Origin of the sequence: Endozoicomonas sp. ALD040 (genome assembly GCF_049275945.1) — a bacterium.
GTDB lineage: Bacteria > Pseudomonadota > Gammaproteobacteria > Pseudomonadales > Endozoicomonadaceae > Endozoicomonas_A.
The window spans coordinates 2,309,722-2,335,752 of sequence record NZ_CP184829.1; the positions used below are offsets into that span (position 1 = coordinate 2,309,722).

Annotated in this window: 29 protein-coding genes; 13 read left to right on the top strand and 16 right to left on the bottom strand. The window is 49.6% G+C overall.

The genetic code is table 11. From position 1 onward, the window contains the following. Positions 1 to 27 precede the first annotated feature (27 nt). A complete protein-coding gene (locus ACOJUN_RS07790; RefSeq protein WP_422136089.1) occupies positions 28 to 462 on the bottom strand; it encodes a DUF29 domain-containing protein in 435 nt (144 codons plus the stop codon). 297 nt (positions 463 to 759) lie between these two features. Here ACOJUN_RS07790 and ACOJUN_RS07795 point away from each other — a divergent pair, with 297 nt between their 5' ends. The 11 genes from ACOJUN_RS07795 (at position 760) to ACOJUN_RS07845 (ending at position 9,869) form a co-directional block, all read left to right on the top strand. After that, positions 760 to 1,788 carry a LysM peptidoglycan-binding domain-containing protein gene (locus ACOJUN_RS07795; protein ID WP_422136090.1) on the top strand — a complete coding sequence of 343 codons (1,029 nt, stop codon included), beginning with the start codon at positions 760 to 762 and terminating at the stop codon, positions 1,786 to 1,788. Positions 1,789 to 1,794: 6 nt separating this feature from the next. Then, the gene (dprA, locus tag ACOJUN_RS07800; RefSeq protein ID WP_422136091.1) at positions 1,795 to 2,925 is read left to right on the top strand and encodes a DNA-processing protein DprA; all 1,131 of its coding nucleotides are present in this window, start codon (positions 1,795 to 1,797) and stop codon (positions 2,923 to 2,925) included. Positions 2,926 to 3,237: 312 nt separating this feature from the next. Next, positions 3,238 to 3,723, top strand: coding sequence for a 5-(carboxyamino)imidazole ribonucleotide mutase (gene purE, locus ACOJUN_RS07805; protein WP_422136092.1), 486 nt, complete (start codon positions 3,238 to 3,240; stop codon positions 3,721 to 3,723). Positions 3,724 to 3,727: 4 nt separating this feature from the next. After that, positions 3,728 to 4,867, top strand: a complete 1,140-nt coding sequence (locus ACOJUN_RS07810) for a 5-(carboxyamino)imidazole ribonucleotide synthase (RefSeq protein ID WP_422136093.1) — start codon at positions 3,728 to 3,730, stop codon at positions 4,865 to 4,867. 77 nt (positions 4,868 to 4,944) lie between these two features. Then, on the top strand, positions 4,945 to 5,490 hold the full coding sequence (locus tag ACOJUN_RS07815) for an L-threonylcarbamoyladenylate synthase (RefSeq protein ID WP_422136094.1): 546 nt from the start codon (positions 4,945 to 4,947) through the stop codon (positions 5,488 to 5,490). A gap of 54 nt (positions 5,491 to 5,544) precedes the next feature. Beyond that, the gene (gene hemF, locus ACOJUN_RS07820; RefSeq protein WP_422136095.1) at positions 5,545 to 6,528 is read left to right on the top strand and encodes an oxygen-dependent coproporphyrinogen oxidase; all 984 of its coding nucleotides are present in this window, start codon (positions 5,545 to 5,547) and stop codon (positions 6,526 to 6,528) included. A gap of 31 nt (positions 6,529 to 6,559) precedes the next feature. After that, positions 6,560 to 7,396, top strand: a complete 837-nt coding sequence (gene aroE / locus ACOJUN_RS07825; RefSeq protein ID WP_422136096.1) for a shikimate dehydrogenase — start codon at positions 6,560 to 6,562, stop codon at positions 7,394 to 7,396. A 523-nt stretch (positions 7,397 to 7,919) separates the two neighbouring features. Next, positions 7,920 to 8,243 carry an RING finger protein gene (locus ACOJUN_RS07830; RefSeq protein WP_422136097.1) on the top strand — a complete coding sequence of 108 codons (324 nt, stop codon included), beginning with the start codon at positions 7,920 to 7,922 and terminating at the stop codon, positions 8,241 to 8,243. A gap of 217 nt (positions 8,244 to 8,460) precedes the next feature. Beyond that, positions 8,461 to 8,706, top strand: coding sequence for an AbrB/MazE/SpoVT family DNA-binding domain-containing protein (locus ACOJUN_RS07835; protein ID WP_422136098.1), 246 nt, complete (start codon positions 8,461 to 8,463; stop codon positions 8,704 to 8,706). Then, complete coding sequence (locus ACOJUN_RS07840) at positions 8,703 to 9,044, top strand: type II toxin-antitoxin system ChpB family toxin (RefSeq protein ID WP_422136099.1); 342 nt, start codon at positions 8,703 to 8,705, stop codon at positions 9,042 to 9,044. The genes ACOJUN_RS07835 and ACOJUN_RS07840 overlap by 4 nt, the downstream gene beginning before the upstream one ends. Before the next feature lie 159 nt (positions 9,045 to 9,203). After that, complete coding sequence (locus tag ACOJUN_RS07845; protein ID WP_422136100.1) at positions 9,204 to 9,869, top strand: YiiX/YebB-like N1pC/P60 family cysteine hydrolase; 666 nt, start codon at positions 9,204 to 9,206, stop codon at positions 9,867 to 9,869. A gap of 12 nt (positions 9,870 to 9,881) precedes the next feature. On the opposite strand, the gene speB is transcribed toward ACOJUN_RS07845, so the two are convergent. Genes speB through speE form a run of 4 tightly spaced genes read right to left on the bottom strand, consistent with a single transcriptional unit; the run spans position 9,882 to position 14,595 of the window. After that, positions 9,882 to 10,808 carry an agmatinase gene (gene speB / locus ACOJUN_RS07850; RefSeq protein ID WP_422136101.1) on the bottom strand — a complete coding sequence of 309 codons (927 nt, stop codon included), beginning with the start codon at positions 10,806 to 10,808 and terminating at the stop codon, positions 9,882 to 9,884. A 4-nt stretch (positions 10,809 to 10,812) separates the two neighbouring features. Continuing rightward, positions 10,813 to 11,742, bottom strand: coding sequence for an adenosylmethionine decarboxylase (locus ACOJUN_RS07855; protein WP_422136102.1), 930 nt, complete (start codon positions 11,740 to 11,742; stop codon positions 10,813 to 10,815). Then, a complete protein-coding gene (speA, locus tag ACOJUN_RS07860) occupies positions 11,742 to 13,724 on the bottom strand; it encodes a biosynthetic arginine decarboxylase (RefSeq protein WP_422136103.1) in 1,983 nt (660 codons plus the stop codon). Before speA ends, ACOJUN_RS07855 begins: the two co-directional genes overlap by 1 nt. Beyond that, positions 13,717 to 14,595, bottom strand: a complete 879-nt coding sequence (gene speE / locus ACOJUN_RS07865; protein ID WP_422136104.1) for a polyamine aminopropyltransferase — start codon at positions 14,593 to 14,595, stop codon at positions 13,717 to 13,719. The genes speA and speE overlap by 8 nt, the downstream gene beginning before the upstream one ends. A 466-nt stretch (positions 14,596 to 15,061) precedes the next feature. Here speE and ACOJUN_RS07870 point away from each other — a divergent pair, with 466 nt between their 5' ends. Then, positions 15,062 to 16,327, top strand: coding sequence for an ATP-binding protein (locus ACOJUN_RS07870; protein WP_422136105.1), 1,266 nt, complete (start codon positions 15,062 to 15,064; stop codon positions 16,325 to 16,327). Positions 16,328 to 16,399: 72 nt separating this feature from the next. On the opposite strand, the gene ACOJUN_RS07875 is transcribed toward ACOJUN_RS07870, so the two are convergent. Further along, the gene (locus ACOJUN_RS07875) at positions 16,400 to 16,555 is read right to left on the bottom strand and encodes a hypothetical protein (protein ID WP_422136106.1); all 156 of its coding nucleotides are present in this window, start codon (positions 16,553 to 16,555) and stop codon (positions 16,400 to 16,402) included. Between the two features lie 78 nt (positions 16,556 to 16,633). Between ACOJUN_RS07875 and ACOJUN_RS07880 the strand changes: the two genes are divergently transcribed. After that, positions 16,634 to 17,116: a DUF29 domain-containing protein gene (locus ACOJUN_RS07880; protein WP_422136107.1), complete on the top strand. Its 483-nt coding sequence runs from the start codon at positions 16,634 to 16,636 to the stop codon at positions 17,114 to 17,116. 47 nt (positions 17,117 to 17,163) lie between these two features. Here the strand turns inward: ACOJUN_RS07880 and oppF are convergent, their stop codons facing one another. The 10 genes from oppF to ACOJUN_RS07930 form a co-directional block, all read right to left on the bottom strand. Next, positions 17,164 to 18,210: a murein tripeptide/oligopeptide ABC transporter ATP binding protein OppF gene (gene oppF / locus ACOJUN_RS07885; protein WP_422136108.1), complete on the bottom strand. Its 1,047-nt coding sequence runs from the start codon at positions 18,208 to 18,210 to the stop codon at positions 17,164 to 17,166. Next, entirely contained in the window at positions 18,207 to 19,202 is a 996-nt protein-coding gene (locus tag ACOJUN_RS07890; protein WP_422136109.1) for an ABC transporter ATP-binding protein, read from the bottom strand. The genes oppF and ACOJUN_RS07890 overlap by 4 nt, the downstream gene beginning before the upstream one ends. A gap of 1 nt (position 19,203) precedes the next feature. Beyond that, on the bottom strand, positions 19,204 to 20,124 hold the full coding sequence (oppC, locus tag ACOJUN_RS07895; RefSeq protein WP_422137053.1) for an oligopeptide ABC transporter permease OppC: 921 nt from the start codon (positions 20,122 to 20,124) through the stop codon (positions 19,204 to 19,206). A 42-nt stretch (positions 20,125 to 20,166) separates the two neighbouring features. After that, positions 20,167 to 21,093, bottom strand: a complete 927-nt coding sequence (oppB, locus tag ACOJUN_RS07900) for an oligopeptide ABC transporter permease OppB (protein ID WP_422136110.1) — start codon at positions 21,091 to 21,093, stop codon at positions 20,167 to 20,169. Between the two features lie 176 nt (positions 21,094 to 21,269). Further along, positions 21,270 to 22,907 (bottom strand): ABC transporter substrate-binding protein, encoded by a 1,638-nt coding sequence (locus ACOJUN_RS07905; RefSeq protein WP_422136111.1) that lies wholly within the window; start codon positions 22,905 to 22,907, stop codon positions 21,270 to 21,272. A gap of 663 nt (positions 22,908 to 23,570) precedes the next feature. Beyond that, the gene (locus tag ACOJUN_RS07910; protein WP_422136112.1) at positions 23,571 to 24,161 is read right to left on the bottom strand and encodes a YhgN family NAAT transporter; all 591 of its coding nucleotides are present in this window, start codon (positions 24,159 to 24,161) and stop codon (positions 23,571 to 23,573) included. Between the two features lie 159 nt (positions 24,162 to 24,320). Further along, the gene (locus tag ACOJUN_RS07915; protein WP_422136113.1) at positions 24,321 to 24,752 is read right to left on the bottom strand and encodes a hypothetical protein; all 432 of its coding nucleotides are present in this window, start codon (positions 24,750 to 24,752) and stop codon (positions 24,321 to 24,323) included. Between the two features lie 66 nt (positions 24,753 to 24,818). Continuing rightward, on the bottom strand, positions 24,819 to 25,040 hold the full coding sequence (locus ACOJUN_RS07920) for a hypothetical protein (protein ID WP_422136114.1): 222 nt from the start codon (positions 25,038 to 25,040) through the stop codon (positions 24,819 to 24,821). A gap of 119 nt (positions 25,041 to 25,159) precedes the next feature. After that, positions 25,160 to 25,699 (bottom strand): gamma carbonic anhydrase family protein, encoded by a 540-nt coding sequence (locus tag ACOJUN_RS07925; RefSeq protein ID WP_422136115.1) that lies wholly within the window; start codon positions 25,697 to 25,699, stop codon positions 25,160 to 25,162. Beyond that, positions 25,696 to 25,986: a DUF2442 domain-containing protein gene (locus ACOJUN_RS07930; RefSeq protein ID WP_422136116.1), complete on the bottom strand. Its 291-nt coding sequence runs from the start codon at positions 25,984 to 25,986 to the stop codon at positions 25,696 to 25,698. Before ACOJUN_RS07930 ends, ACOJUN_RS07925 begins: the two co-directional genes overlap by 4 nt. Between the last annotated feature and the right edge of the window lie 45 nt (positions 25,987 to 26,031).

Consider the following 26,031-nt stretch of genomic DNA (forward strand, 5'->3'; position numbering starts at 1 on the left):
GTCCCCTGCCGACAGTTTCAAGCCCTGCTATTCCTCAGGCAACCAGCCATCTTTCATCACTTGCTCATAGGTCCATGAGCATTCTTTTGGAAAAGTCCTGGTGGGGAGGCCGGTTTGCTTAACCGCCAGTACAACCGCCCTTTTATAGGCCTTGCTGAAAAGTTCAGGTACTTTCAGCCCCAGACTTGGATTCTCCTCAAGCAGTTCTTCAACATCCTCCCTGTGGAGAATAATGGAGTCCTGCCAGCTTCTTGATCGACGCTCTGGTTGAAACTGCCATTTGAGGAGATGCATAAGTAGTTGCTTCAGGTGGCTGGTGAGTGACCGGGGCTCATGCCTACCCATATCGTCAACTTCCTCAATGAGATGTTCCAGATCAAGCTGGTCAAACTGACGGTTTATCAAAAGTTCTTTTTGTTGTTTGACCCATTGGTAATAATCAGTTTTATAAAGGTTTTCCATATATCACCTCCCTAGCTGCCTTCCAGCCTACCTAATGTAGGCAAAAATCACTGCTTTGGATAGTTTCCTGATTTGCTCTGAAGTACAGAAAGGCCGTTGCCGGTCGAGAACAATAGTGACTCAGATTTGTCCCTGAGCTTTTGTTTTATCGGCTATGGGTGCAGTGGAATAAAAAAGATAAGTCACAATTTTGTGGGCAGATTTTCTTCATATTGAAGGGTTTGATTGCCCGATGACAGGACCCGTTGATAAACTGCTGGAATAAAACCAACAACAAGTGCAAGGGATCGGTAACCAATGAGAAGCATAGTACTGGGCGTTCTTCTGCTCTGCCTGTCGTCATCAGGGATAGCTTACGAGAGTCCGATCAAGTCAGATTCTCCCCGGGATTACATGGTAAAAAAAGGGGATACGCTGTGGGAAATTTCCAACCGCTTTCTGAAAAGTCCCTGGCTATGGCCTGAAATCTGGCACGCAAACCCCCAGATTCATAACCCTCATCTTATCTTCCCCGGTGATCTGGTGAGCCTGGTTTACATCGATGGTCGTCCAAGGCTGACGATTGTCCGTCGTGGCGAGAGTGGCAGAACCATCAAGCTCAGCCCGAAAGTAAGAACACTGCCTGCTGAATCCGCAATTCCTGCTATCCCGCTCAGCGCAATCGATGCCTTTCTCAAGAGCAGCCGGGTATTTACCTCTAAACGGGCTTTAGAAAGTGCTCCTTATATATTTGCTTCCAGACAGGAACGAATTATAACCGGCGCGGGAGACAAGGTTTATGTCCGGGGACAAATAGGCTCTCTGGACAAGAGTCTCGACATTCTGCGAGCCGGAGACGTTCTGAAAGATCCTGACAGCGGTGAAGTACTGGGTATTATTGGCCATCAAGTGGCCGATGCTTCCCTGCAAAAAGTCGACAATGGCATTGCCAGTCTGAAAATCCAGACAAGCCAGCAGGAGGTTAGGCCTGGTGATAAAGTGGTGCCAGCAGACACCTTCAGCCTTCAAACTACCTTCTTCCCCAGAGCACCTGATGCACCGGTGGAAGGTAAAATTGTTTCTGTGGTTGATGGGGTGAAAAAAGTCGGTCAGTTCAACAGCGTTATTATCAATCGGGGTATCCGGGAAGGTTTGCGTCAGGGCGATATACTCAATGCCTACAAGAACCTGAAGGTTAAGGATCAGATCAGTGGTGAAATGGTCAATCTGCCTCCTGAAAGAGCCGGTATGATCATGATTTATCGTACTTTTGAAAAAGTGAGCTATGGTATTGTGCTGACTGCCTATGAAGAAATAGGTGTAGGAGACACTCTGAAAAGCCCCTGAGGTGCAATGACTCAGCAAATCCATGATTCCATCTGGCAGCCTTTACGCAAATGGCTGCTGCTTTCCTTTCAGCCCGGATTAGGTGCGGTTCGCTTCAATGGCCTGATCCGGGAGTTTGGTTCTGCAGACGCTATTCTGTCAGCCTCTTATCAGACATTGAGAATGGGGCTGCCGGAAAAACTGGCGGCGCAATTATCAGGGAATCCTGAGACCCCCGATATTCTTGAGCGTCTGAACCATTGTCGACTCTGGCTGGAATCCAGCCAGGCTCATCACATAATTACCCTGCAATCGCCTCAATACCCTGTTGCTCTCAAAGAGTTAAGTGACCCCCCTCCCCTGCTTTACGTGATCGGTAATATCGATCTCTTGAATGAGCCTCAGCTCGCCATTGTCGGCAGCCGCAGACCGACTCCCCAGGGGCGTCGACTCGCTCAGGAGCTGGCTAAGGAACTGTCTCGAAAAGGACTGGTTATTACCAGTGGTATGGCATTGGGGATAGATGCAGCTGCGCATCAGGGAGTGCTGGGCAGTTATGGCAGTACCATAGCGGTTCTGGGAACCGGGGTGGATGTGGTTTATCCAAGAAGCCATGGCGACCTGTATCAGGCCATAGCAATCCAGGGCGCTCTCGTGAGCGAATTTCCCCTGGGGACGACACCAAACCCCGGACATTTTCCAAGAAGAAACCGCATCATCAGTGGCTTGTCATCGGGTGTATTGGTGGTTGAGGCAGCACTGAACAGCGGATCCCTGATTTCAGCCAGACTGGCTGCCGAGCAGGGGCGCGAAGTCTTTGCTGTACCGGGTTCTGTGTTAAATCCTCTCAGCCGTGGCTGTCATAAGCTCATAAAGGAAGGGGCTGTTCTGGTTGAATCGGCAGAGGATATCCTGATTGAGTTGCAGAGCTATCTCCGGGCTTTTGTTGAACCCTCTCATAAACCTGAATCCGCCAGCTCTGACTTGTCAGGGTTACAAAGAGTCATTCTGGAAAGCATGAACGGTGAAGCCGTCAGTGTGGATCTGATCTGCCAGATATCAGGGCTCTCGTTTGACCAGGTCTCTGTCATTCTGACTGAAATGGAGCTGGAAGGTTTTATTGAGTCGGTGCCTGGTGGTTATATCCGGACGGGCTAGGAGGCCGACCGAGAATAGACTGCCCTACTGCGGCGGCAGCAAATTGGTCTGAAAATCCGCTTTTGTTCGTCAAATAGCTCGCTATTCTCCTCACAAAACCGAATTTTCATCCTCAATTTTCTGCCGTCCTCGCTACGGGCGCTATTCTCGGTCGGCCTCCTAGTTCTCAATCTGAACAAAAAACAATCATTTTCCCGACCATTGAGATTTTATTGCAAGATTTTCTAATGCTTATTCGCTCAAACGTACAAGTCTTCTTATAATCTACCCCGAATCATCCACCGACCATTACACGGCTTACAGGAGTTTGAGATGGAAGTCGGCATTATCATGGGGTCCAGGTCAGACTGGCCAACGATGAAACTGGCAGCAGAAATGCTGGATCGGTTTGGAGTCCGCTATGAAACCAGAGTGGTTTCAGCACACAGGACTCCCCAGCTGTTGGCTGATTACGCCTCAGGCGCAAAAGAGCGCGGCCTCAAAGTTATCATCGCAGGCGCAGGCGGTGCGGCTCACCTGCCCGGTATGGCTGCAGCTTTCACCAGCCTGCCTGTTCTGGGTGTGCCGGTTCAGTCCAAAGCACTGAAGGGTATGGACTCATTACTGTCCATCGCCCAGATGCCCAAAGGGATTGCCGTGGGGACTCTGGCCATTGGCGAGGCAGGTGCAGCCAATGCCGGTATTCTGGCCGCTCAAATCATTGGTACCCACAACGAAGCGGTCATGGCTAGAGTAGAAGCTTTCCGTAAAGAACAAACGGACACGGTTCTGGCTAATTCCAATCCGGCAGAGGATTAATCTGATGCAGGTTTTAGTGCTGGGGGCCGGTCAGCTGGCGCGAATGATGTCATTGGCGGGCGCACCGCTGAACATTCAAATCAGTGCTTATGATGTAAGCAGCGAAACAGTGGTTCACCCACTGACTCAAATGACCACCGGTGATGACCTGGAATCGGCAATCAGGCAGGCTGATGTCGTTACCGCAGAATTTGAGCACATTCCCCTCGATATTCTGGCTATCTGCGAGAAAAGCGGTAAATTCCTGCCATCTACAGAAGCTATTGAGGCCGGTGGCGACCGCCGAATCGAGAAAAAACGGCTGGACGATGCAGGCGTTCAAAATGCCCGATACTTTGTCATTCAGTCATACGAAGACTTCCGGAAAGCCATTGAGCACGTGGGGCTGCCCATGGTGCTCAAGAGTGCTCTGGGCGGCTATGACGGTAAAGGGCAGTGGCGGTTAAAAGAGGCGGATCAGGCTGATGCCATCTGGACAGAAATGGCCGAATGCATTGCAGCTACAGAGCATCAGGCCATTGTTGCCGAAGAGTTTGTCCCTTTTGATCGTGAAGTCTCACTGGTCGGTGCCCGAGGCGCAGATGGAGCGGTTGCGGTCTACCCTCTGGCCGAGAATGTACATACCAACGGGGTGCTGAGTCTTTCTACTGCGATCACTGATCAGGCTTTGCAGGGACAGGCAAAGCAGATGTTCATTGCAGTAGCAGAGAGTCTGGACTACGTCGGAGTGCTGGCTTTGGAGTTCTTTGATGTCAATGGCTCCCTGCTGGTCAATGAAATAGCGCCAAGGGTTCACAACTCCGGGCACTGGACTCAGCAGGGAGCTGAAACCTGTCAGTTTGAAAATCATCTGCGCGCTATTTGTGCAATGCCCTTGGGCAGTACCCGTCTTATCCGTGAAACCACTATGATCAACATTTTGGGTGAAGACACGCTTCCCGATGCTGTGATAGCAATGGAGGGGGCTCATATTCACTGGTACGGCAAAGGAAAACGGCCTGGTCGCAAAATGGGCCACATCAATGTTTGTGGTGGGAGTACCGTCAGTGTGCAAAACAAGCTCTGTGAGCTGACGCAATGGCTCGATCAGGCAGCCTACCCTGCGCTGCATGAACGTGTCGGAAAGTCATCAACAGAAGCCTGAGTCAGTCCTGATCAGCTAGCGGCGTTTTTACAGCCTTGCTAAACTCCGCTACTCGCTGATCAAGTTGATGAAACGCTATGTCTAAAGTTCAGGCTGTTATCGAACAGGGGGGGGTCATAGCCTACCCTACGGAAGCGGTCTGGGGGCTCGGATGCGACCCCTGGAATCGGGAAGCTGTTTACAAAGTGCTGGCTATTAAGCATCGCCCTGTTGAAAAAGGGTTGATACTGGTTGCCTCATCTCAACAACAGATTGCTCCCCTGCTTTCCAACCTGACCGAAGCACAGCTTGAAACCTTATCAGCCAGTTGGCCGGGGCCTTATACCTGGCTACTGCCTGATACTGAGCGATGGACACCGGACTGGGTTCGTGGAAAGTTCGATACGGTCGCTGTCAGGGTCAGTGCTCACCCGGTGATTAAAAAGCTCTGTGAACAGGCCGGGCAGCCACTGGTATCCACTTCTGCCAACCGGGCAGGAGAATCTCCTCTAATGACTGAGCAGCAGGTTCAGGAACAGATGGGAAACCTGGTATCTCTGATTGTTTCCGGTGAAACGGGCCCACAGACCGAACCTTCTGAAATTCGTGATCTTCAGACAGGACAACTGATTCGGGCCGGTTGATTCCGGCTCTGTTAAACTGCATCTCTTTTTTATCCAGCCAGCCCAGGGAGTATTATGGTGACCGATGCCCAAACCGGAAAAGCCACAAGTCCGGAAAACAGCAGCGAGCCTCTAGATGTCGAGCCTCTAGACAGCCATGAACAGGTAGAGAGGGTCAGGCGATACCTGCTGTCATTGCAGGACGCTATCTGTAACGCCCTGGAAAAAGAAGACACTGGTACTGTTTTTCGTGAAGAAACCTGGGATTACCACGGTGGTGGTGGTGGCCGTGCCCGGGTTATTGAAGATGGTTCTCTGTTTGAAAAAGGGGGAGTGAACTTCTCCCACGTAAAAGGCGATAAACTGCCCCCTTCCGCCACCGCAAAAAGACCCGAGCTGGAAGGCCGGAGTTTTCAGGCCATGGGGGTCTCTCTGGTGATTCATCCCAGGAATCCGTTTGTGCCAACGTCTCATGCCAATGTTCGTCTGTTGATTGCCGAAAAAGAGGGGGCTGATCCGGTCTGGTGGTTCGGCGGTGGCTATGACCTGACACCCTATTACGGTTTCGAAGAAGACTGCATACACTGGCATCAGGTGGCCAGATCCGCATGCGAACCTTTTGGCGGAGAGGTCTATCCCCGCTTCAAAAAATGGTGTGACGAATACTTCTTCCTGAAGCATCGGGACGAGCCCCGTGGTGTCGGCGGTCTGTTCTACGATGATCTTAACGAGTGGCCATTTGAACGCTGCTTCGAGTTTATGCAGGCGGTAGGCAACAGTTATATCGACGCTTATCTGCCCATCGTTCAGAGGCGTAAGGACACTGAATACACAGAACAGAACCGTTATTTTCAAGAGTACCGGCGCGGGCGTTATGTTGAGTTTAATCTTGTATACGACCGTGGCACACTGTTTGGTCTGCAATCCGGTGGCCGCACCGAGTCTATCCTGATGTCTCTACCGCCTGTTGTGCGCTGGGATTACAACTGGCACCCTGAAGACGGGACAGAAGAGGCCCGTTTGTATAATGAATTTCTGAAACCCAGAGACTGGGTCTGATATTTAAAGTGACACTCCCCGAGAAAAAACAATGGCCATACCTGTTGATCATTACGCTGTGATGGGAAACCCCATTGAGCACAGTAAGTCGCCCAGAATTCATGCCATGTTTGCCGAGTCTGTGGGGCACAGGCTGACTTACAACGCCCAACTGGTTCCGGTTGATGATTTTGAACAGGCCGTTAAACGCTTTTTTGAAAATGGCGGTTACCTGGGTCTGAGTGTAACGGTTCCTTTCAAGGAGCAGGCCTGGCAGCTATCAACTGTGCGAACGGCGAGGGCTCAGAAAGCCGGGGCAGTTAATACCCTCTGGCTGGATGAACAAGGTGCTCTCAACGGAGACAATACCGATGGACTCGGTCTGGTTCAGGACCTGACGGTCAACAATGGTGTTTCAATCAAAGGAGCGCGGGTGCTGGTTCTTGGGGCTGGTGGTGCGGTAAGAGGTATCCTTGAGCCGATCCTTGCACAGGAGCTGTCCGAACTGGTGATTGCCAACCGCACTGTCAGCAAGGCCGAGGCTCTGGCAGACCTGTTTCCGGAGCAACCCGTAAAAGCTTCCGGTTTTTCAGAACTGGAAGGTCATTTTGATATTATCATCAATGGAACCTCTGCCAGTTTGCATGGCGATCTGCCTCCAGTTCCACCATCAGTCATTGCTGCTTCGACCTGTTGTTATGACATGATGTATTCAGCTTCTTATACAGTATTCAACCGCTGGGCATTGGATCAGGGGGCGGGAACCGTGATTGATGGTCTGGGTATGTTGGTAGAACAGGCCGCAGAGCAGTTTGCTATCTGGAGAGGTGTCCGTCCGGAGACCATTCCTGTTCTGGAAATGCTCAGAAATGAGCTCTCTGGGGGTTAAACGACTGAGCAGCCAAACTCCGAGGCTGGCGAGATCATGAAGGTTACAGGCGATCCGTAAGCTCGAAAGAAATGACCCCCCGACGATTTTGCTAACCGTTCTATGGAGCAAGAAGTAAGGGAATTACTGGAAACCCATTACCCGAAAAAGCTGGATACCCTTGAACGCATCAAAAAACCGATGGAACCAGTTACCGGAAACTCATCACGAAGAAACGAGCGAGTGGCGAAACGAAGGGCGCCTCTGATGGTAAAAACTAATCCACGATAAAAAGCTGCTAAAAAAATACCCTGCTATCGCCATAAAGCCAGAGATGAACATTCGTAGTGCCTGATTATAAGAACCTGCAAAGCATTGCAATTTTTAAGGCAGAATCCTGTGTAGGTTCTTCCACAAGGGACTTTCAGCCCATAAGTTCATGCCCATGCCGGGCGTACCAAAAAAATAAGCACTGGGAACTAAATGGATAGACAATGATCTAACGCTACAGGTTATTTGAAAAACAGAGATAGGAGTAAGAGATATGAACGGAACCACACCACCCAACAGCCCAAATGATCAGTCAGCACGTTATCAAGAGCTGAGCGAAGAATGCCCTATTTGTTATGCACCTTTTGCCGAAAGTGAAGTCAAGGTTTTCGAACCATGCACCCATATGTTTCATGAAAGATGCCTGGCGACCTGGCTAGTGAATAATAGAACCTGTCCCATGTGCAGAAGTCTCGGGGAAAGGGAAGTACAACCAATGCCCGCCACGCCATTCTCTCAATTTAGGGGCAATAACAATTTGTATGGGGATGGTGTACATGTGGTTACGCATTCAGTTGATGAACGGCAAAATTTTTAGTTTTATAGGAGTCCTGTGGATGATTATTTCTCTCCAGATGGGGGAGTTCTCTCCAGATAGGTCTGGCAGTATATGGCTGGAAGTGCAATCTGGTGAAACATTGTGGATTAACAATGACCAAAAGAAGTCAGTTAGGTATTTCTATGGGGGCACCTGGCCAGGGTTGCTACTTTCTGGTGGATTGAGGTTTCACTGACATAACATCACCACCCGACCAGTGCTGCTTATATTCAAGTTGCCACCTGAACTCATACCGTCAGAGCTTCTGCGCAGGCTGAATTTGAAGGATGGTGACAGTATCGTTATTGAGGAAGTGAAAAACAGTCTGGTGATTACCAAGGCCACCAAGCGGCCACGCTATTCAATGGATGAGTTGCTGGCCCAGTGCGATCTGTCAGCGGCCATGCCGGAAGAGTTAACCGAATGGGATTCTATCCCGCCTGTTGGGGATGAAGCACTTTGAGTATTTACGACCGTGGCGATATCGTCCGGGTGAATCTAAACCCAGTGTCGGGATCTGAAGTGCAGGGAGAGAGCCGACCTTGTCTTGTACTCTCGGTAAACGCATTTAATCGCTTGGGCTCTATGCTGGTTGCCCCAATTACCCAGGAAGGTAATTATTCCCGTGTGCAGGGTTTTACTGTTCCATTGATGGGAACGGGAACAGAGACTCCGGGAGTGGTGCTCATTAATGGTGTGAGGATGATTGATCTTAGGGCAAGGCCATCAAGGAAGGTTGAGAGCGCCCCTGAAACACTGGTTAATGAAGTCCTGGCAAACCTTCAAACTGTTATTGAGTAGCGTCCTGTGACAAAACGAATCAGAAATAGAAGGATGGATCATCCAGGGAAATTGTAAGGTTCTGTGTTCTGGAGCCTATGAATCTTTCGGCGGCTGAGGCTGCAGAAAACCTGAATATTTCCAGAAATCTCTCATCAGGTTTCATGAGGATTTTGATAAATGACTGAGCAGCCAAACGCAATTTCCATTCCAGAACTGCAAAAAGGCGACCTTCTGTTTCAACTGCGCAAGGGAGGAGAGCTGGAGTGGGTTATCAGCAGACTGTTTGCCGGTTACAACGGCATGGCTCTGAATCATGTCGCCATTGCTATGGAAGGCGGGGAGCTGGTTGAAGCGGTCATGCCAAAGGTTCAGACATTAAGCCTGAATCAGTTTATCGACAAATCCGTATGTGATGGACTGGGGCGGCCTTGCATTCTGATGGCTCGTCTCAAGTCTCCATGGCTTGCTTTAGTTGATGAAGCGTTGGCCTTTGCTGATGAGCAATTGCACTCGCCCTATAACAGAAACTTCTCTCCGGAGGGTCATGCTCAATCCGATATCAGTGACCGAGCCTGGTACTGCAGTGCTCTTGTTTTGGAAGCGTTCAGGTCTGCCAACAAGGGAGAGCCGGTATTTCCGGAAACCCCCATGGGGTTTCGTGATCTGGAAACCGGAGAAATATTCCCCTACTGGGTCGACTTCTATCAGAAGATGGGACAGCCGATACCGGAAGGCGAGCCGGGTTCACACCCTGCCCTGCTGTCATGTTCCGATAAGCTTGAAGTGGTCAGAGTGGTAGGACAACTCCCTGCCAGGCAAAGCACCAACGGGCAGCTTGCCTGAGCCGGATGGTTGTCAGGTGGCTTTTGATTGGGCTGCCTGAAGATAAAGCATCTCGAGAGCAATCGTAGCACCAGCCAGAGCGGTAATATCGGCGTGATCGTAAGCCGGCGCGACTTCAACCACATCCATGCCCACAATATCCAGACCTTCAAGACCTCTGAGCAGCTGTAAAGCCCGGTCCGAGGTCAGGCCGCCACAAACCGGGGTTCCGGTTCCCGGAGCAAAAGCCGGGTCCAGACAGTCGATATCAAAGGTCAGGTAAACACGGCGATTACCTGTTCTTTTACTTATATTGTCAATTATCTCTGCCACTGGGGTACTGTTGACGTAACTGGCATCCAGAATATTGAAGGGGGTGTTCTTGTGATCGTAATTGGTTCGAATACCGACCTGGGTCGAAGCCGAGGTATCAATCAACCCTTCAACCTGGGCATGATAAAACATGGTTCCGTGGTCGAATTTACCACCCTGGTCATAGTCGTCGGTATGAGCATCAAAGTGAATCAGTGCCAGAGGTCCATAATGTTTGGCGTGGGCTCTGAGCAAAGGCAGGGTAATAAAGTGATCGCCGCCAAACGTCAGCATACGTTTGCCAACAGACAATAACCGGTCGGCATGTTGGAACAGGGTATCGCTCATATCCTGTGCATTGCCGCATTCAAAGACCAGATCACCGCAGTCAGCCACAGAAAGATGATCTTTCAGGCTGAAGAACCAGGGCCAGCGCTTGCCCTCCCAGGTCAGGTTGACTGAAGCCTTGCGAATAGCCTCAGGACCAAAGCGAGCGCCGCTGCGCCCTGTAGTCGCCAGATCAAACGGAACACCGGTAATGATCAGGTCAGTACCAGACTGAACAGGGTTGAAATTCATTGGCAGCCGCAGAAAGCCAAAGGCATTAGCGTAAAGGGAGTGGTCTTCCTTCTTTGTCAGCGTAGTCATGATCTTATCCCGTCAGCTCCACGGCCTGCAGTGAGCGCTGCTCTGTGTGCTGGTAATGATTAAAACTCATTTCATAGCCACAGGCCAAAGGCAGAAGGCATTCTGTCAGACAGCTGAACTCGCCATTTTCCCGCAGGGGAGCTGGTGCATTAAAGCCAATCAGGTCCCAACTGCCCGGGCGCAGGGCTTCCAGCAGACTTTCCAGAATAGCAGCGTCTTCCATATTCAGGTTGGTCTCAAAACTGACATAGGAGCTGTCTTCCTGAGGTGTGATATGGAAAGTGGCGTAACGATCACCTCTGATGGCGTTGAGAGAATAACCAAAAGGTTCAAAAAGCCAGTCACTCAGATCAAAACCGGGCAATATTTCTTCCAGTCTGAGTAGTTTTCGGATACCTTCAATCGTTTGCCCTTCACCGCGCAGATATTGAGCGCTCTCACCTTTGATGTGATACATCAGTAACTCACTGGTCTGGTCATCGGCCCTGGGCTGGTAGGGACGATTCAGATGGAAGATATAGTTGTGATGACTGTCCAGACTGCCAATACGAAAAGCACTACCTTTCAAATCAGATTGAATCCGGTGAATATCCTCTTCAAAAGAGGTTTTCTGCAGATGTGAAAGGTACTCATTTTTGCGCTGAAAGCTGGCAAACAGAATGTGTTCGTCAGCCACATGTTCCAGAAAAAACAGGAAGGCATCGACCAGAGTTGTGGTTCCACAAGTCAGCATCAGGAAGCGGTCTTCCCAGACAAAGAGGCTGGATTCAGACAGCAGGTAAGCGTCGCAGTAGTCATTGCTCAGGGTCGTCAGAATGTCCGCCTGAGCCTTGGCTACCATATCGGACCAGAAGTTTTTGCCCAGCCCACGCAGCGAACCGGCTTCAGTCGCTATAATGACTTCTACTTTTTTTTCAGAGCCTTCGAAGAACATCACAGCTCAATTCCTCCCAGGTGTTCAAGGTAGGTGTAACCCTTCAAGCCCGCTTCCAGCTCTGCCAGCACAGAGGCCCGGCTGGATTCCGGCAGATACTCTTCCACCAGTTTCTTGTAGGTATGCAGGAAGCTTTCCGGCTTCAGATTGACGTACTTAAGAACATCTTCCACTGTGTCTCCGGTCTGGAAATCAAACATCTCGACTAATCCCAGTTCCGTGACACGAACAGATACCGTGTCGGTGTCGCCAAATAAGTTGTGCATATCACCCAGAATTTCCTGATAGGCGCCGATCAGGAAAATACCAATCATATAAGGCTTATCCGGGTGCCACTCAGGTACCGGCAGAGTGGTTTCAATGCCCTGACCATCAACGTACTGGTCGATGGTGCCATCGGAGTCACAGGTAATATCCAGCATAACGGCCCGCTTTTCCGGCGGACGGTTCAAGCCGGAAAGTGGCAGCACCGGGAAAACCTGATCAATCCCCCAGGCATCGGGTAGAGATTGAAACAGTGAAAAGTTGACATAGAATTTGTCAGCCAGTTTTTCACTCAGCTCATCAATCAGAGGTCTGTGAGAGCGGTTTTTATGAGACAGACGTCTGGACAGCTCATAACAAATTCTCAAATTAATACTTTCTGCCCAGGCTCTTTGCTCAAGATCCAGCAGACCGATTCCGAACTGTGTATGAACCTCTGAAAGGTCACTCTGAGTGTCGTGGAACAGCTCAACCAGTGCCCGTTGCTCAACACCTTTCACCAGATCTTGCCAGGAGCGCCACATGTTATGGAGAAGTTGTGGGGCCTCTTTGCCCGGTGCATCAGGTTCTTCCGGCTCGTAGCTTTCAACACCCACTACGTCGGTGATCAGGACGGCATGGTGAGCCGTCAGGTTTCTACCCGACTCGGATATAATCCTGGGTACAGGAATGGCCTGTTCGGCGCAAAGGTCTCCCAGGGTATAAACGATATTGTTCGCATATTCCTGGAGGCTGTAGTTCATGGAGCAGTTACTCTGGCTTCGGGTTCCTTCGTAGTCCACAGCCAGACCGCCACCCACGTCCAGACAATGGATCGGTGCACCCAGGCGATACAGTTCTGCATAAACTCTCGCGCATTCGCTGATGCCCTTGCGTATATCACGAATATTCGACATCTGGGAGCCCAGATGGAAATGCAGCAGCTGCAAAGAGTCCATGTTGCCATTGTCTTTTAGTCGCTTGATGACATTCAGTACCTGGCTGGCAGACAGACCAAACTTGGATTTCTCGCCACCACTGGCCTGCCATTTTCCCTTACCCTGGGAAGCAAGGCGAACACGAAGCCCCAGTCTTGGGGTGACACCGAGTTCTTTGGCTTCTTTCAGAACCATTTCCAGTTCGGTGATTTTTTCCAGAACGATATAGACCTGATGCCCCAGTTTTTCACCAATCAGTGCCAGACGAATGTATTCCCTGTCTTTGTAGCCATTGCAGACAATGACAGAGCTGGCACGCTTGGCCATGGCCAATACCGCCAGCAACTCAGGTTTACTGCCAGACTCAAGACCCAGTTGGCGATCCTGCCTGGCGGCCTGGCTTTCCAGAATCTCTTCAACCACGGCTCGCTGCTGATTCACCTTGATGGGGTAAACCGCAAGGTAATCATTGCGATAGCCATATTCTCCAATGGCCTGGTTAAAGGCGTCACACAGTGTGTTAACCCGATCGTGGAGAATCTCCGGGAAACGTACCAGGATCGGTAATGATGCACCTTTGCGGACCAGTTGGGCGGCAATATTATTGAGACTGACTGCCGGTCTGCCCCTGGGCAGATAAACGACTTCACCATCGTCGTTAATATCGAAGTATCCCTGGCTCCAATAGCGGGCGTTGTAGGTGGAGCGTGAGGCTTCAACGCTCCATCCGCTTTCTCTGATCACCGCGTCAGGGTTGTTTATCGGGCCTTCCGGAAAGCCGGGCATCACTGGGTTAGTCATTGACCTTCTGTATCGCCTTTTCTACGTATCCGGGCAGAGCAAAAGCTGCCTTGTGGATAGCGGGAGTGTAATAATGTGTTTCGACACCGCAGGCTTCAAAACGTTCAGTCACCGTTGCCAGAGAAACGTGACGGGCTTCGGGATTGTCGGAGCCCCAGGCAAAGGTCATGATACCACCTACATAAGTGGGTACAGCGGCACTGTAGAAGTAGCAGTCCTTCATATAATGGCCCAGACGACGGCTGGTGGTCTCTACTTCATCCAGTTGCATAAAGCAGACGCCGTTCTGAGCGACAAAGATGCCACCTTCTTTTAGCAGACGTTTGCAGCCAGCATAAAACTCTGTAGAGAACAGCACTTCACCGGGACCGATGGGGTCTGTACAGTCAGAAATGATGACGTCAAAGCTGCCGTCAGGTGTTTTTTCACAGTCACTGACAAAGTTGATGCCATCGTCAATCACCAGTTGGGCCCGTGGGTCTTCGTAAGCGCCAGCGGAGTGATCAGGCAGCCATTTTTTACACATATCGACCACTGCGCCATCAATCTCAACCATAGTGACGTGTTCAATGCTTTTGTGCTTGAGCACTTCACGCAGGATACCACCGTCACCACCACCGATGATCAGAACACGACGGACGTTACCGTGAGTCAGGATCGGCACATGGGTCATCATTTCGTGATAGATAAACTCATCTTTTTCTGTAGTCTGGATAACACCGTCCAGTGCCATCATGCGACCAAACATCTTATTGTTGAATATGACCAGATGCTGGTGTTCGGTTTTTTGTTCGAACAACATCTCATCGACGGAAAAGCTCTGGCCGTAGCCACTATAGAGGGTCTCAAGGTATGTGTTGTCTTTTAGCATGATGCCTTTCCTTTTAAAACCAACCTTCAATAACGGGAAGGTCCAACCAGCCAGTCAGGACAGGGATAGAGAAACTGGAAATTAAGAACCAACAGTGAATGGGAAGCACTTATTAAGCGTTTCACTCTGCCGGAAGGCTCGATCGTTGATCAAGCTCAGGGCTGTTTAGAATGCGCGAATTAAACCCTTGAAATGCCCAGATGACAACCCCTGAAACATAATTAATCAGTACGCTTCAGGGGTGATGTCGGGTTTTCAGTCATTCAGTCTGACCGGCTTGCGGAGCCATGGGCTTCGTCCCAAACCAGCTGACAGGCAATATGACTGAGTGATTTAAATTCATTATATCTTTATTGGAAATCCATTTTAGTCTTAACTAAAATCCATAATAGTCTTAAATGAAATCCATTTTAGTTTTAACTAAAATCCATAATAGTCGGGTTTAAAATCCATTTTGGTCGAAAATATGCCCTACATTACCAGAGCTCTTGAACGGTACCTTCAGGAATGTCTGACTGATACACCCGTAGTGGTGATAACCGGCCCAAGACAGTCTGGAAAGACTACTCTGAGCAAGCATCTTCTGGAGCTGCCCGAGCTAATAGAAAAGGGTAGTTATCTAACTTTGGATGACGAAAATATTCTATCCATTGCCCGTGATGATCCTATTGGCTTGCTGCGTCATCAATTACGCCCTGTCATTATTGATGAAGTTCAGAGGGCTCCTGAACTGGTGCGTACTATCAAATTGTTAGTAGATGAAGATCGTCAGCCTGGTTCTTTTATTCTGACCGGCTCTGCTGATCTTATGACGCTGCCCACACTGGCAGATTCTCTGGCTGGTCGAGTTGAGTTCGTGACCCTGTATCCGTTCAGTCAACCTGAGCTGCAACAGCCTTTATTCAGTAGTGATGAAAACGATATTATTAAACAACTCTTGTCTCCAGATTTTGTTCCAAAGCCCTTGATTTCTTTTGGATACGATGACGTTATCTCGGCGATTGTCTGCGGCGGTTATCCTGAAGTTCAGCAACGTTCACCAAGACGGAGGGCTCGTTGGCATCTTTCCTATAGCGATGCCATTGTTCGGCGAGATATCAAAGAAGTGTTCCAGCTGCAAAAGCTGGATGAAATGGCTCAACTACTGAAACGGTTAGCCTCTATTTCATCAAATGCTTTGAACTATGCCAGTCTTGGAAAGGCTGTGCAGATGGATATTAAATCGGTACAGAAGTATGTTTCGGCATTGGAAAATCTTTATCTGGTGAAGCGAATTCCCGGTTGGCATCGCAATGAGCTGAAACGAAGTGTCAAGCAGGCCAAAATACATTTTGTGGACACTGGACTGCTTTGTGCGCTGAGAGGTATCAATGAAGATTCGCTTCAGGCTGATAAAAATCTGATGGGTCCAATGATGGAAACCTGGGTTTGCTCAGAATTGCTGAAAGCTATCGTTGTCAGTGATGAGGACTGTCAATTGTTCCATTACCGTGACAAAAACAAGCGAGAGGTGGATTTTATTTTGTCCGGACGTAGCGGACGAGCGACAGGTATTGAAGTGAAAGCAGGCTTAACGATTAAGAAGGAAATGTTTGCGGCTCAGGAAATGCTGATAAAAACAGGATGTATTCAACGAGGTGTTATCGTCTATAACGGAGACAGGGTACTACCCTTCTCGGATCAGCTAGTGGCTGTGCCAGTCAGTTACCTGTTTTGTTCTGCAGGTTTATGAGAAAGGGAGCCATATCTGCGTCAGCAGATATGGCAAGAAGTAAAGATACAGGCCTTGGGACAGGCACCGCAGTCAGCAGCGCTTTAGTGTAAGGATGACGGGGGCGACATATATCGGCTCGGCTTTGGCGGTCTCTACTTCATTACCCAGGTACATCACCAGTACCCGGTCACTGATGTGCTTGACTACGCCCAGGTCATGGGCAATAAAGATCAGTGACAGCCCCATCTGTAGGAATCTTTCTTCAGTTCGCCTTTGCTCCCCTTTTTGTTTTTGCCTAAAGTGGAAGAGCAATGGAGGTAGCTTATGGAAAACCTGTACGAAACTGACTTTTATCGCTGGAAAGAGCAACAGAAAGATCACTTGATCAACCGGCGCTTTGATCAACTTGATCTGGAGAGAGTCATTGAGGAGTTTGATGATATGGGCAATGATCGAAACACCCTTCGATCCAGGCTAACGACTCTCTTGCTGCACTTGCTCAAATACCAGTACCAGACTCAAGTCATTAATCCGGTGCTTCCAGAGCCATATAACTGCCGTAGCTGGAAAGGCACTATCCGGGAACAGAGGGAACAGCTGGTCATTCTGCTTCAGGACCGTTCCCACCTGAATCATAAAGTCTGTGAGGTATTTGACGACGCTTACGCCAGTGGTAAGAAACTGGCTATTCAGGCCATGAATGATTACGTCCAGCCCCATCAGAGACTGGATGAGAGCAGTTTTCCAGAGAGCTGTCCCTGGGATTTTGAGCAAATCATGACAGAGAATTGGTTGCCGGAAGGCTAGCTGAACGGCAAGACGACTCACCTGCCATTAGACAGGTGAGAAGTTAATCAGGCCTTGGGACAGGCCGCAAAATGCTGGTTGCCTACATTCATCAGTCTTGGACGATGCTCGGCGCAGCTGGTTTCTGCTATCGGGCAGCGGGTCCTGAAGACACAGCCGCTGGGTGGGTTGATAGGCGATGGCAGTTCACCTTCCAACAGTTCAATCTCTTTCTCTTTTTCCATTTTCGGGTCAGGGACAGGCACCGCCGACAACAAAGCTTTGGTGTAGGGATGACGGGGGGCATCATACATTGGCTCGGCTTTGGCGGTCTCTACCTCATTACCCAGGTACATCACCAGTACCCGATCACTGATGTGCTTGACTACGCTCAGGTCGTGGGCAATGAAGATCAGTGACAGTCCCATCTGTTGCTGAAGCTCTTTCAGCAGGTTAACCACCTGAGCTTGTATGGACACGTCCAAAGCACTCACCGGCTCATCACAAATCACCAGTTTCGGCTTGAGAATCAGTGCCCGGGCAATACCAATACGCTGACACTGACCACCAGAGAACTCGTGGGGATAACGGTTAATAACATTAGGCAGCAGGCCCACCCTGGTCATCATTTCACGAACCCGGGAAAGAATCTCATCTTTCGAGAGATCCGGGTAATAGTTGTGAAGAGGCTCGGCAATGATATCGCCTACGGTCATTCTCGGGTTCAGTGACGCCAGAGGGTCTTGAAAAATCATCTGGATATCCTTGCGGATACTTTTCATGGCTTTTTCCGGTAGCCCGGCAATATTGCCGTCCTGCCAGAGAATTTCACCCTCCGTAGCCTTCACCAGACCAATGATCGAGCGGGCCAGTGTTGATTTGCCGCAACCGGACTCACCTACGACACCGAGGGTTTCTCCTTCGAAGAGATCAAAACTGACACCATCAACGGCTTTGAGGACCGGGGATTTCTCCCAGGGCCAGTTTTTGGCTTTATGAATCGGGAAATGAACCTTAACATCCCGAACTTTCAAAATAGGCTGAGGGCTTTCTATAGCTCGCTGAGGGCTTTTTATAGATCGCTGAAGGCTTTTTATAGGCCGCTGAAGGCTCATGCTGCCACCTCCCTGCCGGAAGTATTAACGGGGTTGTCGGGTGTCCAGAAACAGGCTTTCTGACGACCTTCGCCAAAGCTCTCCAGTGGCGGCGCTTCCTGCTGGCAAGGTGGTATGACATGAGGGCAACGTTCCTGGAAAGGACAGCCCTGCGGAAGGCTCAACAGGTTCGGAGGATTGCCCGGAATAGTGGGCAGAGTTTCACCCTGTGTATCCAGTCGTGGAATCGCAGCCAGCAGGCCTCGGGAATATGGATGACGAGGATCATAGAAGACCTCGTTGGTCGTGCCATATTCCATGGTACGACCGGCGTACATTACCAGTACCTTGTCACAGATGCCGGCCACCACCCCCAGGTCGTGAGTGATCATAATGATGGCGGTGTTGAACTCGGTCTTCAGTTCATTCAACAGCTCCATGATCTGGGCCTGAACGGTGACGTCCAGAGCGGTGGTCGGTTCGTCAGCAATCAACAGTTTGGGACGACACAGCAATGCCATGGCAATCATAACCCGCTGACGCATACCGCCTGAAAACTCATGGGGATACATACTCATACGCTTGCGAGCTTCAGGAATTTTTACCGCATCCAGCATTTTTACGGATTCTTCAAAGGCTTCTTTTTTACTCATGCCTTTATGCAGCTTTAGAACTTCCATCAGCTGAGGCCCTACTTTCATGTAAGGGTTCAGCGAGGTCATGGGGTCCTGGAAGATCATGGCGATCTTCTGGGCACGAATACGATTCAGCTCAGCCTCACTCAGCGCCAGAATATTCTGTCCTTCAAACCTGGCGGAACCTTCAATAATGCCGTTTTTGGCCAGCAGCCCCATGAGAGCAAAAGCGGTCTGACTTTTACCTGACCCGGACTCTCCTACCAGGCCCAGTGTTTCACCAGCCTTCAGAGAAAAGGTCATATTGTTTACGGCTGTGACATCCCCGTCGGGTGTCGTAAATCGAACCCGCAGGTTATCGACATCTAATAGTTGCATATCAACGATCCTTCGGGTCCAGGGCATCACGGAGCCCGTCGCCAATAAAGTTGAAACAGAACAGGGTAATCACCAGAAAAGTGGTCGGGAAGGCCAGCTGCCAGACCGCCACTTCCATAGAGATGGCGCCTTCGTTGACCAGTGCACCCCAGCTGGTCATGGGTTCCTGTACACCCAGTCCCAGGAAGCTCAGGAAGGATTCAAACAGAATCATTCCGGGCACCAGCAGGGAGGCGTAAACCACCACAATACCGAGCAGGTTAGGAATCAGGTGACGGAAAATAATCTGGCTGGAATTGGCGCCACTGATGATGGCCGCTTCGACAAACTCCTTGCTCTTCAGGCTCAAGGTCTGACCCCTGACGATACGCGCCATATCCAGCCAGGAGACGGCCCCTATGGCGATAAAGATCAGCAATATGGAGCGTCCGAAGAAAGTGATCATCAGAATAACCAGAAACATAAACGGGAAAGACTGAAGAATTTCCAGGGCCCGCATCATCAGGTTATCAACACGGCCACCCAGGAAGCCCGCCATGGCACCGTAAATGGTTCCGATAATAACGGCCACCAGAGCCCCCAGTGCACCTACCATGAAGGAGATTCGTCCGCCTTCAAGGGTCCGTACGAAAAGGTCCCGACCGAGGTGGTCGGTACCAAAGAAATGTCCGGTTTCCATAGAGGGTGGTGCAGCCATATTGGCCCAGTCAATTTCTTCATAAGTGAACTGACTGGCCGCAGGGCCAAAGATAATCAGCAAGGTGACCGCTGCCAGAACGATCATACTGGCGACAGCGGCCTTGTTACTCAGAAAGCGTCGGCGGGCATCGGCCCAGAGGCTGCGCCCTTCAATCTCCAACCGCTCGTTGGCAAGCTGTTCGGAGAAGTTTTCCACAGCCTTTTGGCTCTCTTTTTTCACCATGTTATTCACAGTGCCGGTTTTCATGGAAATAGACGCCATGGTTTAACCCCCCACCCTGATTTTTGGATCGATCAGCCCATAGAGAATATCGACGATAGCGGTGAACAGGATGGTCAGTGAACCAATGATGATCGTCAGTCCCAATACCAGCGAGTAATCCCGGTTCAGTGCTCCATTGACAAAATGCTGGCCCATGCCCGGCAGGCCAAACACGGTTTCAATCACCACAGAGCCGGTGATAATGCCGACGAAAGCCGGGCCCAGATAAGAAACAACAGGCAGCAATGAGGGTTTCAGGGCATGTTTGAGAATCATGTGATGCTTTGGCAAACCCTTGGCCCTGGCAGTACGAATAAAGTTGCTGTTCAGGGTTTCAATCATGCTGGAACGCATGATTCGGGCTATTGCCGCTACATAAAGAATACCCATGGCGGCGACAGGAAGAATCATGTTCTGCCAGCTGCCATCGTTCCAGCCACCCGCAGGCAACCACTTCAGGCTGATGGAAAAGATCAGTACCATCAGTGGCGCAATCACAAAAGAAGGAAGTACAACGCCCACCATGGAGAACGTCATTATGGTGTAGTCGATCCAGGAATTTTGCTTCAGGGCTGCCAGAGTTCCCAGTCCAACTCCCACAATAACGGTGAATAAAAACGCCAGTGAGCCAATGGTCAGGGAAACCGGGAAGCTCTGGGCCACCAGTTCGTTAACGGTGTAATCCTTGTACTTGAAAGACGGTCCCAGGTCGCCCTGCAGAAGGTCTTTCAGGTAATAGGCAAACTGTTGCCAGAGCGGCTTGTCGAGGTGGTACTTGGCTTCAAGGTTGGCCAGGATCTCCGGTGGCATATTGAAATCGCCCGTGAAAGGGCTGCCCGGAGCCATCTGCATCAGAAAAAACGACAAAAGTACGAGAATGAACAGTGTCGGAATGGCAACGCCGATGCGTTTCATAATAAATATAAACATAGGTACACTCTTTGTTAGTCTTAGACGACTATGTGTCCCTGACTGTATGTAAAACTTGTTTCCATGCAGGAGAGGCTGTTACCAACCCTCCGGTTGCCGGGCTTCAGTCCGGAAACCGGAGGTTTTGTGACATCCCTCAAGAGCGTGGGAACCAGGGGTTTTCCACGCCAGAGAGATTAATGTTTCCTGATATACAAATCTCTGGTGTAAACGTTGTCCTCAACATTGCTCATTGGGTAACCACCGACGTATGGCTTAACCAGTCGGCTGGTGACGTATTGGTAGATAGGAGCGACAGGCATCTCATCAGCCAGAACTTTCTCGGCTTCAGTGTAGAGGTGGGAGCGCTCTTCGTCGCTGGTCACAACTCTGGATTCCGCCATCAACTTGTCATACATCTCGTTAACAAACCTGGAGTCATTCTGACCGTGGGTGGAGGTATTCAGGTCCAGCATGGTAGAGGCTTCATTGTAGTCGCCAATCCAACCGCCACGGGCTACTTCGAACTTGCCGTCGTTACGGGAGTCGAGGAACGTTTTCCACTCCTGATTAACTAAAGTTGTTTTTACACCCAGTGGCTTCCACATCTGGGCAATGGCGATAGCTATTTTCTTGTGAGCTTCGTCAGTGTTGTACAGGATTTCCAGTTCCAGCGGCTTGTTTGGGCCGTATCCAGCTTCAGTCATCAGGCGTTTGGCTTCTGCATTACGCTCTGCCTGGGCCATTTTGCTGTATTCAGTGGTTGGTGGTACAAAGCCGCTGATGGTATCAGGGGTGAAGGTGTAAGCAGACTTCTCACCCTGACCTTTCACGTATTGGGTGATCGCATCACGATCGATGGCGTAGGACAGAGCCTTACGAACACGGGCATCGTCAAAAGGTTTACGTTCCGTGTTAAAGCTGTAGTAGTAGGTACCCAGGTATGGAGTTACCTTCACTTCACTGGGTGCCTGCTTTTTCAGGGACTTGAAGTGTTCAATAGGAATCACGTAAGTCATGTCCATTTCGCCGGCCTTGTAGCGGTTCAGCTCTGGAGTGTTCTGGAGAGGCAGGTATGTCACCTTGTTGATAACGGTTTCATTATTGTTCCAGTAGTTATTGTTACGCTCCAGAACGATTTTTTCGTTTACACGCCAGTCAGCCAGTTTGTATGCACCGTTGGATACCATGCTGCCGGGGCGGGTCCAGCTGTCTCCTAACATTTCAACAACTTTCTGGGGAACAGGGAAAGTGGTCTGGTGAGCCAACATTTTGACGAAGTAAGGAACAGGTTGTTCCAGAGTGACCTGAAAGGTTTTGTCGTCAATAGCCTTAACACCCAGACTGTCTGCTGGCTTCTCGCCTTTGACAATGGCAGATGCGTTAACGATGGTTGGGATTTCCATGAACCAGGCATAACGGGACGCTGTTTCAGGATCAACCGCGCGCTGGAAAGCGAAGACAAAATCGCCCGCAGTTACCGGGTCACCATTGGACCATTTCGCAGTGTCACGAATTTTAAATGTAAATACTTTATTGTCTTTGGAAACGGTCCAGCTTTCAGCCTGTCCCGGGATAGTGTTGCCTTCTGCATCCTGAGTTACCAGACCTTCAAACAGATCTTTGGTGATGTTAGAACCCGGAACACCTTCTACTTTCTGAGGATCGATAGAAGCAGGTTCAAAGCCGTTACCGCGGACCAGCTCCTGGACCTGTGCCAGTTGTGTGCCTGCCGGAACGATTGCGGCGTTGGCGCTGGAGGCGGCCATGATGCTGGCGGCCAGAGTCAAAGCCGGAATGCCGGCAAGCGTCAGAGCCTTGAATGGCTTCTTCATATTGTTATCCCCTTCATTCGATGACCGGTCTGATAACGGTCAACGCATAATTCTGATTGGAGTTATGGTAATGGGCGGGTGCTGTTGCTGCTGACGGATGTGTCAGAGCAAGACGAGTAACACACGATCCTGTGTATTGCCGTTTTATAACACCTTGTTCAATGTTCTCAACTTGAGTAAAGAGTCATCTACTGGGTGGTTGTTTTTATTTGATGGACTACTGTCGTCAATTCCGCCGGGTGTAGCATTGATCCCGAAAAACAGATCACGGAAATCTTCCCCGACCCTGATCATCGACTATTCGGATTATGTGTTTTTAATACAGAAAAACCGAATCACAGTGGTCGGGTAACCGAATATAACTAAAAGTTGTAAAAAGGATCAAGAAGGTTTTTGAACGTATGTGCGTAAAAATTGAATCGTTCAAAAAAGTTAGACTTGTTGAAATTTATAAAAATACAGGTGAATAAACTGACTTTTCCTTAATCTATGGTTATAAGTTTTTTTCATAAGGGTTATGCAGTTTTTTTATGCTGACAAAGTTACACCTTTTTTGCAGCGCATCAGGCGATAAGTATTTTGTATGGAAGATATAAATTAAGGATACTTTTACGGCTTTTGAGATTGGAGGCTGACTTTTTGCAGCCTCCAAACGATTAGGAATTATCCCAGATACTTGGCAATACCATCCATAAACATTTGCACAGAAAGCATCACCAGAATCATCCCCATCAGTCGCTCAATAGCGAATACACCACGGTTGCCCAATACTCTCATAAATTGATTTGAGCACATCAGGATGGCGGCGGATGCAGCCCAGGCGATCAGCAACGCCGTCACCAGTTTAGCCTGTTCTCCCGGGTGCTGATTACCCAACAGAATCAGGGTGGCCAGGATAGAAGGACCGGCAATCAAAGGAATGGCCAAAGGTACGATGAAAGGCTCGCCATCGGGAGTGTCACCCATGATGCCACCCCCTCGGCTGGGAGGGAAAATCATCTTGATGGCGATAATAAAGAGGATAATCGCCCCTGCAATACTGACCGCTTCCTGCCTGAGATGGAGTACCCGTAGCATGGCATCGCCGACAAACAGGAAAATCACCAGAATCAACAGGGCGATCAGCATTTCCCGCATCAGAATTTTGACCCGACGCCTGGGGGGCACAGCTTTTAGAACAGAGATAAAGATTGGCATATTGCCGAGCGGATCCATAATCAGGAACAGCAATATGGCTGTGGAGTAGATTTCCATCGGTTCAGCTTAAACTCAGAATTAGAATAAAAAAAATTGAGCGGGCTTATAACATCTGGCCTTTAAAAAAACCAATCCTGATTTGTCGATTTTACACGACAAATCCCGGCCATTAAAATCTGGCGGGCTTTTTGTGGAAGGGTAAGTTTTCGGAAGTGATTAGTTTTGTGTATTGGGAATTCTCTGACGAATGAGTAACTCGAGCCGATCAAAACGCTCGTCGACCTTGTCAAAGCGCCGATCGACTTCGTCAAAGCGCTTGTCATGTTCATCAAAGCGCTTGTCATGTTCATCAAAGCGCTTGTCATGTTCATCAAAGCGTTGGCGGGTTTCCCTGACGAACTCATTGTGTTGTTCATCCGCCCTCTTGAACCCTGCGTGGGTGGCTTCTGTCAATGCAGCTATGCAGGCTTTCACACCAGCGAGATCCGTCTTCACCCCGGAAACATCTAACTTCAATCCGGCAATATCATGCTGATTAGTGAGTGCGATGTTTTTTATATCTGCACACACCCTGGCCAGACTGTGCACATCTGCGTCAAGGTTTCTATGCTGGGTTTCAAGCTTTTCAAGTCTTACTTCTAGGGACATGAATTATGGAACCTGTTTACGTGAATGGAGCTGACAGCATAGCAGCCCCAGTCAATCTGCATAGGCTCAAATAACAAAATTCTTTTGGCTCAGCAATAATGCGAGTCTTGCCTGTTTATCTTTCATATATCCAGAATGCTGTTCAGCGGTTTGGGCGCTGAGGTTTTCATGAAATTTCTCAGCCTGCTTTTCAGCGTTGTAGATTTCCTGCTTATCCATCTGGCTGTCTGCGATCCAGTGGGACTGTTGAGTGGCTGCTGTGTTGATGGGCTTAATGGCTTCGCTCATGGTGAATCTCCCCAAATCATTTGCTGATATGGGAAGATTAGGTCTGGATAGTTCAAGCGTCTGTAATACTTTGGGCGAAAGTAAACTTTAATTATATTAAATTTATTTTTAATAACCTTTTAAAGGCCTAAGTATTCGTTTTTCAACTTCACATAGTTGTCCGCACCGTAAGAGAAGAAGGCCTTCTCTTTTTCACTGATCGGGCGAGCCTTCTGGGCTGGATTGCCTTTGTAAACAAACCCGCTTTCCAGTCGCTTTCCCGGTGGCACCAGGCTGCCCGCAGCGACAATCACTTCCTCCTCGACCAATACGCCATCCATCACCACGGCTCCAATGCCAATCAGGCAGCGATTGTGGATCGTACAACCGTGCAGGGTGACCTTGTGACCGACCGTCACTTCATCACCAATAATCAACGGATAACCATCGGGGTTAAACGCGCTGGCATGGGTGATATGCAACACCGAACCGTCCTGAATACTGGTGCGTGAGCCTATGCGGATGCGATGCATATCTCCGCGCACCACCGCCATGGGCCAGACGGAGCTGTCTTCACCAATTTCTACGTCGCCCAGGACCAGGGCGGTTTCGTCAATAAATACCCGGTCACCCAGTGCTGGGGTATGACCTCTGAAGGTTCTGATGGATTGGCTTGTCATGATGTTTGACTTCTTTGCTTGCTCTTTGTCTGGGCTTTAAGAGGAAAACGGTCAGGAGATTCAATCATTGTTTCAGTAAGATCAACATCAATATCTGGCCAATAGAAGTGACCTTTTCTGAGTTCTTCAACGTTGATGATTGCGCTAACTGGCTGGTCCTTGAACCATAGAAAATCTTCGTAAGACATGAACAGCTCTTTGCCACTGGTCATTAGCCAGATGCCATGAGATGAGATATTTGTCACTTCAGTTCCGGAAGTGCATATTCCATGCGTTGATGATGGCATAGTGCTTCTCCTTGAATACAGTTGGACTCATCTCATGCCTCAATA

Excerpts from the sequence above, each read along its gene's own strand:
- ACOJUN_RS07790 (WP_422136089.1), bottom strand. The coding sequence starts at position 462 with ATGGAAAACCTTTATAAAACTGATTATTACCAATGGGTCAAACAACAA.
- ACOJUN_RS07795 (WP_422136090.1), top strand. The coding sequence starts at position 760 with ATGAGAAGCATAGTACTGGGCGTTCTTCTGCTCTGCCTGTCGTCATCA.
- dprA (WP_422136091.1), top strand. The coding sequence starts at position 1,795 with ATGACTCAGCAAATCCATGATTCCATCTGGCAGCCTTTACGCAAATGG.
- purE (WP_422136092.1), top strand. The coding sequence starts at position 3,238 with ATGGAAGTCGGCATTATCATGGGGTCCAGGTCAGACTGGCCAACGATG.
- ACOJUN_RS07810 (WP_422136093.1), top strand. The coding sequence starts at position 3,728 with ATGCAGGTTTTAGTGCTGGGGGCCGGTCAGCTGGCGCGAATGATGTCA.
- ACOJUN_RS07815 (WP_422136094.1), top strand. The coding sequence starts at position 4,945 with ATGTCTAAAGTTCAGGCTGTTATCGAACAGGGGGGGGTCATAGCCTAC.
- hemF (WP_422136095.1), top strand. The coding sequence starts at position 5,545 with ATGGTGACCGATGCCCAAACCGGAAAAGCCACAAGTCCGGAAAACAGC.
- aroE (WP_422136096.1), top strand. The coding sequence starts at position 6,560 with ATGGCCATACCTGTTGATCATTACGCTGTGATGGGAAACCCCATTGAG.
- ACOJUN_RS07830 (WP_422136097.1), top strand. The coding sequence starts at position 7,920 with ATGAACGGAACCACACCACCCAACAGCCCAAATGATCAGTCAGCACGT.
- ACOJUN_RS07845 (WP_422136100.1), top strand. The coding sequence starts at position 9,204 with ATGACTGAGCAGCCAAACGCAATTTCCATTCCAGAACTGCAAAAAGGC.
- speB (WP_422136101.1), bottom strand. The coding sequence starts at position 10,808 with ATGACTACGCTGACAAAGAAGGAAGACCACTCCCTTTACGCTAATGCC.
- ACOJUN_RS07855 (WP_422136102.1), bottom strand. The coding sequence starts at position 11,742 with ATGTTCTTCGAAGGCTCTGAAAAAAAAGTAGAAGTCATTATAGCGACT.
- speA (WP_422136103.1), bottom strand. The coding sequence starts at position 13,724 with ATGACTAACCCAGTGATGCCCGGCTTTCCGGAAGGCCCGATAAACAAC.
- speE (WP_422136104.1), bottom strand. The coding sequence starts at position 14,595 with ATGCTAAAAGACAACACATACCTTGAGACCCTCTATAGTGGCTACGGC.
- ACOJUN_RS07870 (WP_422136105.1), top strand. The coding sequence starts at position 15,062 with ATGCCCTACATTACCAGAGCTCTTGAACGGTACCTTCAGGAATGTCTG.
- ACOJUN_RS07875 (WP_422136106.1), bottom strand. The coding sequence starts at position 16,555 with ATGGGGCTGTCACTGATCTTTATTGCCCATGACCTGGGCGTAGTCAAG.
- ACOJUN_RS07880 (WP_422136107.1), top strand. The coding sequence starts at position 16,634 with ATGGAAAACCTGTACGAAACTGACTTTTATCGCTGGAAAGAGCAACAG.
- oppF (WP_422136108.1), bottom strand. The coding sequence starts at position 18,210 with ATGAGCCTTCAGCGGCCTATAAAAAGCCTTCAGCGATCTATAAAAAGC.
- ACOJUN_RS07890 (WP_422136109.1), bottom strand. The coding sequence starts at position 19,202 with ATGCAACTATTAGATGTCGATAACCTGCGGGTTCGATTTACGACACCC.
- oppC (WP_422137053.1), bottom strand. The coding sequence starts at position 20,124 with ATGGTGAAAAAAGAGAGCCAAAAGGCTGTGGAAAACTTCTCCGAACAG.
- oppB (WP_422136110.1), bottom strand. The coding sequence starts at position 21,093 with ATGTTTATATTTATTATGAAACGCATCGGCGTTGCCATTCCGACACTG.
- ACOJUN_RS07905 (WP_422136111.1), bottom strand. The coding sequence starts at position 22,907 with ATGAAGAAGCCATTCAAGGCTCTGACGCTTGCCGGCATTCCGGCTTTG.
- ACOJUN_RS07910 (WP_422136112.1), bottom strand. The coding sequence starts at position 24,161 with ATGGAAATCTACTCCACAGCCATATTGCTGTTCCTGATTATGGATCCG.
- ACOJUN_RS07915 (WP_422136113.1), bottom strand. The coding sequence starts at position 24,752 with ATGTCCCTAGAAGTAAGACTTGAAAAGCTTGAAACCCAGCATAGAAAC.
- ACOJUN_RS07920 (WP_422136114.1), bottom strand. The coding sequence starts at position 25,040 with ATGAGCGAAGCCATTAAGCCCATCAACACAGCAGCCACTCAACAGTCC.
- ACOJUN_RS07925 (WP_422136115.1), bottom strand. The coding sequence starts at position 25,699 with ATGACAAGCCAATCCATCAGAACCTTCAGAGGTCATACCCCAGCACTG.
- ACOJUN_RS07930 (WP_422136116.1), bottom strand. The coding sequence starts at position 25,986 with ATGCCATCATCAACGCATGGAATATGCACTTCCGGAACTGAAGTGACA.